This window comes from Robertmurraya mesotrionivorans (assembly GCF_050971805.1).
In the GTDB taxonomy this organism is placed as follows: domain Bacteria; phylum Bacillota; class Bacilli; order Bacillales; family Cytobacillaceae; genus Robertmurraya_A.
The window spans coordinates 111,187-118,554 of the sequence record NZ_JBPCCH010000012.1 but is presented as its reverse complement, the minus strand read 5'-3'; the positions used below and the strand labels follow the sequence as shown (position 1 = coordinate 118,554).

Annotated in this window: 7 protein-coding genes; 1 reads left to right on the top strand and 6 read right to left on the bottom strand. The window is 36.0% G+C overall.

What is annotated here, in order from left to right; translation table 11 throughout:
- Nucleotides 1–718: 718 nt before the first annotated feature.
- The 6 genes from ACRX5O_RS17775 to ACRX5O_RS17750 form a co-directional block, all read right to left on the bottom strand.
- A complete protein-coding gene (locus ACRX5O_RS17775) occupies nt 719–868 on the bottom strand; it encodes a hypothetical protein (RefSeq protein WP_433907166.1) in 150 nt (49 codons plus the stop codon).
- 207 nt (nt 869–1,075) lie between these two features.
- Entirely contained in the window at nt 1,076–3,412 is a 2,337-nt protein-coding gene (gene helD / locus ACRX5O_RS17770; protein WP_433907165.1) for an RNA polymerase recycling motor HelD, read from the bottom strand.
- 237 nt (nt 3,413–3,649) lie between these two features.
- Nucleotides 3,650–4,480 carry a glycerophosphodiester phosphodiesterase gene (locus ACRX5O_RS17765; RefSeq protein WP_433907164.1) on the bottom strand — a complete coding sequence of 277 codons (831 nt, stop codon included), beginning with the start codon at nt 4,478–4,480 and terminating at the stop codon, nt 3,650–3,652.
- Nucleotides 4,481–5,080: 600 nt separating this feature from the next.
- Complete coding sequence (locus ACRX5O_RS17760) at nt 5,081–5,311, bottom strand: hypothetical protein (RefSeq protein ID WP_433907163.1); 231 nt, start codon at nt 5,309–5,311, stop codon at nt 5,081–5,083.
- Nucleotides 5,312–5,699: 388 nt separating this feature from the next.
- Complete coding sequence (locus ACRX5O_RS17755) at nt 5,700–5,876, bottom strand: DUF2187 family protein (protein WP_433907162.1); 177 nt, start codon at nt 5,874–5,876, stop codon at nt 5,700–5,702.
- Nucleotides 5,877–6,020: 144 nt separating this feature from the next.
- Complete coding sequence (locus ACRX5O_RS17750; RefSeq protein ID WP_433907161.1) at nt 6,021–6,566, bottom strand: helix-turn-helix domain-containing protein; 546 nt, start codon at nt 6,564–6,566, stop codon at nt 6,021–6,023.
- Nucleotides 6,567–6,717: 151 nt separating this feature from the next.
- On the opposite strand from ACRX5O_RS17750, the gene ACRX5O_RS17745 reads away from it, so the two are divergent.
- Nucleotides 6,718–7,341: a LysE family translocator gene (locus ACRX5O_RS17745; RefSeq protein ID WP_433907160.1), complete on the top strand. Its 624-nt coding sequence runs from the start codon at nt 6,718–6,720 to the stop codon at nt 7,339–7,341.
- Nucleotides 7,342–7,368 lie beyond the last annotated feature (27 nt).

Genomic DNA, 7,368 nt, shown 5'->3' with positions numbered 1-7,368 from the left:
ATATACATTAGCCGGAAATTCTCCGCCTATTAATTCTCTTACCTATACGAAATCATCAATGAATAATTACAGAGCCAAAGTCAAAAGAAAAACGTGGTTTTGTAAATAAAAAACACAGCATTTTGCAGTCCAATTTGCGAGGTAACAGAAATCTCTGTAACCTTACATTTTGATATACAAATTGGACTACAGTTTCACGCCTATTTTTATAATTATTCGCGTTATATCAATAAAAAATGACCATCAAATTCACATACAAATTGATGGTCATTTTAATATACATTTTGGATTTTTGTGACAGGAAACAGAACCCGTTACTATCAAAGCCGGTTTTTAAACTCTTGCCCCTATTAGTTAAAAATTTACGTGAATTGATTTTCATTTTGTTTTAAAATTACTCTCTCAATTAGGTATTGGTACCAATAAATAATGATGGCTAAGAAAACACTAATATAGAAAAAATGGATGGGTCGCAACTTCTTAAATTCAAATACTCCTACTTTAGTGAAAAATTTAACTAAAGGGAATGAGAGAAGATAGTCAATTACAATATTTAATGATAAATACTTAATAAAGCTACCGTATGTTAATTTAAATACCCATAGAGTTGTAACGAAAAATAAGCCTAACAAATAAGAAAAGTCTACTGCTGTATATTGAAATACCGGATTTTTAACTTTCCAAAGTTTTTTCCTATCTGCTACTACGCTAAACAGACTTATAACAAATTAACAAAAGTCGTTGCAGGAAGAAAACGTATAAATGATTTCTTTTCTAGAAGAGGAACTGTTAACCAAGGAACGATTAAAATACATAGTGACAACAATTTTCTTTTATTAAGCACGGCTGCAATCACTCTTCCTTCCAAAAAGGAATACTCCTCTTTTCCTAATTCGTATTTAGGATGTGTATTTTTTAGGGTTTTTATTAAAAAATCTTCCAGAAATCTGGCCATTTTCTACAATAAGAAAAGAGGCTGCATCTTAGCAACCACATTTTTAAAAGCCCTCGTATACCAAAAAATTGTATTTGCGAAAAGTTTTTCCACTTGTTTCTTTTTAATAATCCAATTAAATCAAGCTCGGATGAAACCCTCCTGCAATACGTTTCGTAAAAACGGGCTCGGTTCGCCTACGCTGTAAAGCTGCAAATAATGCATAGCTCTGGTGCAGGCCGTGTAGAAAACTCTGCGCAGGCTTTCATCACCGTATACATGCTCTGACGCATCATAAATGACGACAGCATCAAATTCGATCCCCTTAGACAAATACGACGGTACTACAACTACTCCTTGCTCATATTCAAGTGAGCTGCTCTTTAAGAGTTTAATATCATCAATGTTGGACAGGGATTCATAGGCACTTATACTTTCCTCAGCAGATTTGCATATGATTGCAATACTATTAAGCCCTAGACCTTGCAAATCTGCGACTTTGGAGGCAATGCAGCTGTGCAATTCTTCGTGATTGTCCAATTGTTTCAGCACAGGTCGTTCCCCGTCGCGTTCAAAAGGAATAATCCTTTCGCCGTTAGGAACGAGTCTTCGTGTAAATTCGATAATTGGTTTTGTGGATCGGTAGCTTCTTGCTATATTAATTATTTCGGTTTCATCCGGTCCGTAAAGGCTGGTAAGGGTATGAAAATCCACCATTTCGCTAGCATGGGCGAATATCGCCTGATTAAAGTCGCCAAGCACGGTCATCCTTGCCGCAGGAAACAAACGTCTCAAAAACTCAAATTGAAAGGGGGAATAATCCTGGGCCTCATCGACAACAAGATGTTTAATTGAACTGTTGATCTGAAAGCCTAAAATCAGCTCTTTCAAAAGTAAAAACGGAGTAGCATCCTCATAAAATAGTCTATTTTCATCTAGCATTCCTAGAGTCGCTCGACAAATAGCTGCCCACTCAGCTGGTGTCTCCCCTTCTATCCAATCTTTGATCTGCAGGGGATCAGCAAAAAGCTGACTATACAAACCCTTCATGTCAACGAAACGAAACGCTCGGACTCGTTTTCGTAACGGCTTCAACTTTTGGTGAACAATCAATCGGGCAAGGGCTTCCGTCTCCATCTCATAGTCGGCAATCTCTTCTCTTTTAAAGCCTCTTTTTTCCGCCAAGTAGCGATGTGCCTTATGGTATTCGTCGTTGCTCAGCAGCTCGATTTCCTCCTGAACCCAGGCTTTAGTCCGTTCTACCTTTTGGACCTCATTTATTTTTTTAATAAGCCAATCCTTCACCCTCTCCAGTCTGTTATGGAAGCGAAGTGAAGTGTCATGACCGTAAAACCTTTCTGCTATTTGTTGTGCAGTAACGATTGGTTTCCCTCTGAAGGTAATGTCCTTAAATCGCATGCCTGATACTTCTAGTGACTGTCTGTATGATTGGATCGCCTCAAAAAATCGGGTTGATGCTTTGAATTGGATACTCGCAACCCTTGACCTGTACGAAGGAGTATTCGCCGCTGTTAAAACATATTCCAATTGCTCAAATGGATTTTCAACATGAAACTCTTTACTCAGACGATGATTTAAATATTCTTGGAATGTGACCTGTTGCATATTCTCCTCACCGAGTTCCGGCAGCACATTCGACACATAACTATTAAACATGGAATTAGGCGAAAAAAGGATGATTTGATCAGCATTCAGACGATCTCTATATTTGTAGAGCAAATAAGCAATTCGTTGCATGGCCGCTGATGTCTTGCCACTGCCTGCTGCACCGTGAACAATCAGAAGCCTCCCGTGATCATGACGGATAATCCGGTTTTGCTCCTGTTGAATGGTCGCTACTATATTATGCATCTGTTTGTCGGTACCTTTACCCAGAACCTGCTGTAAAATCTCGTCTCCAATGGTGAGACTCGTATCGAACATGGATTGAAGAACGCCGCCGCGGATAAGATATTGCCACTTTTTCTCCAATATGCCTTGGATTGTGCCTCCTGGTGTTACATACATAGCCGAACCGGGCTGGTAATCGTAGTAAACACTCGAGACAGGAGCCCTCCAGTCGTAGATCAGGAAATCTTCTCCACTAGTATCACTAAGCGAGGAGATACCAATATAGATTTGTTCCTGAGTTGAATTCCCTTCCTCGATAAAATCAATCCGACCAAAATAGGGAATCTCCTGCATTCGGAGCAGCGTGGATAAACGCTTGGATGCATGTCTATGGGTGCTCATGTTTACAGACAGAGCTTGAGCCTCTTGCCGCAAGCCGATAATGGTCTCTAGATAATCATCAAAGGTATCTGTACTCACCTTGACTTCATCCCAAAAGTGCTTGCGGATCTGAACCACTTCATTCCTACTCCTGGCAGCTTCTTCTTCCACTCTGTTGATTTCCTCCGTGATTGTCTCCATTACACGGTCTACTCGTTTTTGCTCCTGCTGAAGTTCCCAATTCATAGCAACACTCCTTAAAAAATTTTATAAAAAGGTTGACTAACGTATTGATTACATCGTATAATTAAGATAGGGATAATATACTAAAATTTAATTAAGCGATGTATATCTATATAAATTTACCACAGAATCACATTTTTTTCAATGCTTTGTGATTGATATATTTAATGAGAAAAAGAGTAGTATTTAACGTTTTCTACGTAAATACTACTCTTTTTATATTTTTGTCCACCAAGAATATTAGTTTCTAGGATCTACATAATCCGGATAATCAGTAATGATGGCGTCAACCTTCATTTCAAATAGAAAGTCTGCTGCTTCTTGACTACGCACTGTCCATGATCCAATTTTCATACCAAGAGAGTGAACTTGATTCACTAATTCTTCTGTCACAATTCCATAGCTTGGATTAAACCAATCCGCATAGGTTGAAAATTCTTGCAAAGCTTCCGGTGTTGTATGTGCACGGTTAGAAGTTAATACGCCAATTGGAACTTGTGGAAGAAACTCGTTCGTTTTTTTCATTGATTCAAAGTTAAATGATTGAATAATGATTTTTTCATTTTGTGGTTTATCGAGATTTCGTTCTTTTAATGCTTCTGCCACTTGTTTTTCAATACCAGGGTAAAGCTCTGGAGCCTTTAATTCTATTAATATTCCGACCTTTCCATGGTAACGATCAAGAATTTCTTTAAATGTTGGGATTGGTTCTCCTTCATATTGTTCCCCTTTCCAACTGCCTGCATCTAGACTTCTAAGCTGTTCGAATGTTAAATCCCCTACTTTTCCCGTTCCATCTGTTGTACGATCCACTGTTGTATCATGAATCAATACTAATTCACCATCTTTGCTTCTTTGAACATCGATTTCAATATAATCGGTTTTCATATCAACTGCTAGATCAAAAGCAGCAATCGTATTTTCAGGTGCATAAGCTGTTGCACCACGGTGTGCTACATTATCCACTTGTTTTCTTTCTCCTACTGTTGGTTCTTCTGCAAACGCCTGACTGAACGGACTGAATAACAACGAAAAGGCCACTCCTGTACCTATTAATAATTTTTTTCTCATGCTCTCCATCTCCTATCTAAAATTGAATTCAAATATATTCTAGAAAATGGATGTTGAACTAGTGTGTAGATATATTTATAGCTTTATAAAGAATGCGTTAACAAAATTCAATCTTTTTTCTTACGTTTTTTTACAAATCTATTAATGGGATCATAGAATAGAATACTCTACTAATCCATCTTACCTACGGCTTGTTAAAGTACAAAGTTACACAATCTTAAAAATCAATCTCTATTCTATGTGTATTATACTTAATTACCTAAAAAGCAGCCCCCATTAAGTGGGACTGATAAACTGCACTTTTATAACAAAATAGAGATAGCCGTAGCAATCCCTATCTTTAACTCTAGCCCCCTTTTGTTTAAGTGCAACTCTTCACAATACATAAAACAAAACCATTATGATATTAAAAAAAGTCCTTACAGTTAAATGCAGAAGGACTTTAAATGTGATTTACGATTATTTCTTATTTCTTATAATTCATCTTATCGGATGCCATTGGAGACTGTTCTAACCATCCATTTTTAATCATAATATTTAGCGCCATCTTCAGAATACATCTGAACTTCTAGGGATAGCCCGGCCCCTTTGGATGGCTCCCTAACTAAAAAATCCTAATGCATATTTAATTCCTTCTTCGACTTCATTCGTTTCATATCCTTCTAAATCTTCCTGTGAAATTTCAAGTTTTGTTTTGGATAGTGAATAACCACTGTCTAAATTCACATCTAGTGTTACTTCGTATCCAATTTCTGTCGGTTTAATTTCGATAATATCGTAGTCACGTATGGCAGTACCTGTTTCATATTCAAATGGTTCTAATTCAGACATTCCTTACCCTCCCGATAATAATATAATCATTTTACTTGGTTGTATTTTATCCAAACACCGCCATAAATATTTTAATGTAGTAAAACACCAAAAACACCTGCCTGCCTTTACATCTCAAGAGGTCCAGGCGTTTTTTATAGGTATTGGGTGCAAGAACAATGCTCTTATTGTAAGGAAGATGATTTTTATATGTACGGCATTACCAATATGACAAGGGCAAAAGTTTAGAAAAGTTATGTTTGCAAAGGTTGTAGTGATAGGTCTTATAATATTAGGTAATTGATCCTTTAACTATCCTCCTATTGTTCAATAGGTAACTTCAACAAATAAAGACATTAATCCTTCTTGGATTAATGCCCCGTTACTTTGAGTATATTTTTTCACAAGCTTAATTAGAAATTTTATAATTTTTATGATTGACTATGGTTATAAGTGGTTGGTTTTTTTCTTTATTGTACCCGTACTCAACAATAACAGAATTTTCTCTAACAACCGTAACATTTCCTTTATAGCTTTGCCCTTCACGCTTAAACAATATATTGTCCCCGATTTTAGCAGTTGCCATTTTATCACCCCGATCTTATTATTTTCAGCAAGGATAAAAAAATGCAGGAACAATTAAAATACAAACTGTAATTATTGCGAAAAAAAGAAGGCTGCCGCAGCAACCCTTTGTTTAACAATAGCACCCGTTAGTTCAACAAGAAACTTAAAACGCTGGTGGAGTCACTGAAAATAAAATTGAGGTATTTTTATCAAAATTATTTTCCCATTTATGCTTCATATAAGCTGGAATTTTGACACTATCACCAGATTCTAATATATATTCTTCATCATTTAAAAACAGTTTAATTTTCCCCTCTAATACAAAAGCGACTTCTTCCCCTTTATGTTCCAAAAGCTTTTCAGATGAGGATGTATTGGGAGGAACATTCATAATCGCAGTTGCCAGTGTTCCTGTAAAATCAGGTGACAATAACTCATACGAAAGGTATTCAACAACCATTTTTTTACGATCATTTGATCTAACAACTAAATCTTCGGTATTAGATTCTTCTAGTAAAAAACTAAAGGTGGGAACATCTAGGGCTTTAGCTAAAACCTTTAGAGTCTGAATTGAGGGATTAGCCAACCCCCGTTCAATCTGACTTAACATTGAAGGTGTTATTTCGGCTATTCTCGCTAATTCTCTACTGCTCCACCCTTTGGCTTTTCTGTATTTCTCTACTTTTTTACCAATATCTATATTCTCCATTACTATACTCCTTATAAATAAAATTAAAAATAATTTAATTTTATTAAATTATAATTAACTTATAATCGAACATCTGTTAAACTACACTTAATAAATGTTAAATATTATTGTACCAGATGGTATTTTACAAGTCAGTAAGGGAGTGGGGAAAATGAATGAATTTTTTACGTTTCTAGTCCTTTCGTTATTTGTTGTGATGAGCCCAGGTATCGACACAGCACTTATTACGAAAAGGACCATTACAGACGGAAGAAAAGATGGTTATAAAATGGCTCTAGGTATTACAACAGGATCTTTAGTCCATACATTCGCTGCTGCTTTTGGACTTTCAGCTATTTTGATACAGTCTGCTGTTGCATTTGAAATCGTTAAATATGTTGGTGCAATTTACTTGATATACCTTGGATTGTCTTCATTCATCTCTAGGAAAAAGAAGAAATCTACAAGTGCTGAAAAACAAAATAATTTCGAAATGAAAAAGTCAGCTTTTAAACAAGGTCTATTCTCGAATGTACTCAATCCAAAGGTTGCAATGTTCTTCTTAACATTTTTACCTCAATTTGTTAAAACCGGAGAAAACGCAACCCAACAACTAATAATAATGGGTGTTATTTACACACTACTGTCTATTTCTTGGTTTTTTATTTATGTCTTTTTCATTAACTATTTACGTGAATGGCTAATGTCTCCAAAAGTACAAAGGATAATGGATAAAGCAACGGGACTCGTCTTAATTGGATTTGGATTAAAGTTAGCCTTAGATAAACAACAATAAGATAAAAAAAACATTGGGATTAGCCCT

Bases quoted from the DNA above. Each gene is read 5' to 3' on its own strand.
- ACRX5O_RS17755 (WP_433907162.1), bottom strand. From the start codon at position 5,876: ATGGCAACTGCTAAAATCGGGGACAATATATTGTTTAAGCGTGAAGGG.
- ACRX5O_RS17750 (WP_433907161.1), bottom strand. From the start codon at position 6,566: ATGGAGAATATAGATATTGGTAAAAAAGTAGAGAAATACAGAAAAGCC.
- ACRX5O_RS17765 (WP_433907164.1), bottom strand. From the start codon at position 4,480: ATGAGAAAAAAATTATTAATAGGTACAGGAGTGGCCTTTTCGTTGTTA.
- ACRX5O_RS17745 (WP_433907160.1), top strand. From the start codon at position 6,718: ATGAATGAATTTTTTACGTTTCTAGTCCTTTCGTTATTTGTTGTGATG.
- ACRX5O_RS17760 (WP_433907163.1), bottom strand. From the start codon at position 5,311: ATGTCTGAATTAGAACCATTTGAATATGAAACAGGTACTGCCATACGT.
- helD (WP_433907165.1), bottom strand. From the start codon at position 3,412: ATGAATTGGGAACTTCAGCAGGAGCAAAAACGAGTAGACCGTGTAATG.